The sequence below is a fragment of the Lyngbya sp. PCC 8106 genome (assembly GCF_000169095.1).
Taxonomy (GTDB): domain Bacteria; phylum Cyanobacteriota; class Cyanobacteriia; order Cyanobacteriales; family Microcoleaceae; genus Capilliphycus.
In genome coordinates, this window is the sequence record NZ_AAVU01000103.1 from 1 (window position 1) to 1,718 (window position 1,718).

1 protein-coding gene is annotated in these 1,718 nt (G+C 42.4%); it reads left to right on the forward strand.

Going from position 1 to position 1,718, the window contains the following annotated elements; genetic code table 11:
* Positions 1-191: 191 nt before the first annotated feature.
* Positions 192-1,556, forward strand: coding sequence for a DUF4158 domain-containing protein (locus tag L8106_RS29080; RefSeq protein ID WP_083798497.1), 1,365 nt, complete (start codon positions 192-194; stop codon positions 1,554-1,556).
* Positions 1,557-1,718 lie beyond the last annotated feature (162 nt).

A 1,718-nucleotide genomic window follows, 5' to 3' on the forward strand; every position in this document is an offset into this window, starting at 1 on the left:
TAGCTGCCAGGAGCCTATCGCATCGTTCAACATAAATTTTGTCCCCACTGCGGTACTCCTTACGCTGAGTCGAACAAGTCCCCTCTTAAAAAATTCAAATGAATACCGGGGTCTGTTTTGTTATCAAACTAAAATTCTGTTAAATTGGGGAGCGGTTTACATGAAACGCTGCTTGGGAGTCAGAAGAATTAATCGAACATTTCACCCTACTTGAGGGAGAAAGGACACTGCTAGCCAATAAAACTGGAGCCACGCGGCTTGGTTTCGCCGTTTTACTCAAATGCTTTTGTAAAGATGCTCGGTTTCCTGTTAAAAAGCAAGAAATTCCTAAATCCGTCATATCCTACATCGCTCTTCAAGTAGAGGTATCAGCCTCCCAATGGCGCGAGTATAAGTGGAGCGGACGCACCATTGAATATCATCGAGCGCAGATTCGTAGCTTTTTTGGGTTTAGGGAAGCCACCGTTGCTGATTTTAACTCTCTGAGCGAATGGTTGAGCGAAAACGTGCTTACTTTTGACCGCAACGAACAGCATTTAACCGAAATCGTATATCAACGGCTAAGAGAGTTAAAAATTGAACCGCCCACTAGCGAGCGAATTGAGAGGTTAATTCGCTCCGCACTGCACAGTTGCGAACAAAACTTTTGTGCCACGACTTCTGCTCAAATTTCGTCAGAAACGAGAGCGAAAATTGATGGGATTTTAAATACAGATAAAGCCTTAGAAGAACAAGCTACCCAATCTCAACCCTTTGATTTCAATAATCTAAAAGCTGACCCAGGGCGGGTGGGTCTTGATAGTTTACTTAAAGAGATTGATAAGTTAGAAACTATTCGGCAATTAGAGTTACCAGAAAATCTATTTACTGAGATTTCTCCCAAAATTATACATCACTACCGACAACGCGCTTCGGCTGAACCCCCAAGAGAGTTACGTCGCCATCCCGAGCCAATTCGCTATACGTTAGTTGCAGCATTTTGTTGGCAGAGAAGCCAAGAAATTACAGACAGTTTAGTTGAATTGCTGATTCAAATCGTACATCGCATTGGTATCCGTGCTGAACGAAAGGTAGATAAAGAACTAATTGCCGACTTCAAGCGAGTCAGTGGAAAAAACAATATTTTATTTCGGATGGCAACTGCTTCTCTAGAACATCCAGAAAAATCAGTACAAGATGTCATCTATCCGGTAGTTAGTCCATCTACTTTAAAGAATTTGGTCAAAGAGTTTAAGTCGAGCGGCCCTACTTACCGAGAGCGAGTTTATACGGTGATGCGAGCTTCTTATTTGCACCATTATCGCCGCATGGTGCCACAAATCCTTGAAGCTTTGGAATTTCGCTCGAATAACGAACTTTACCAACCTGTTATCAAAGCGCTAGAACTCATTAAAAAGTATACGGATAGTTCTCAACACTATTACTCATCAGAGGATGAAGTTTTTGTTGATGGAGTGCTTAAAAATAGTTGGCGGGAAATTGTGGTGGAAGTAGACTCATCTGGAGTTGAAAAATTAACCGGGTCAATTATGAAATTAGCGCGCTTCAAGCATTAAGAGAGCAACTGCGTTCCAAAGAATTTGGGTGGTTGGCGCCAAACGTTATGGCAATCCCGAATCCGACTTACCCAAAGATTTTGAGGTGCAACGGCAGGTTATTATCAAGCTTTGGGGCAGCCCACTGATGCTGAAGCTTTTATTAGTAACTTACAGCAGAAA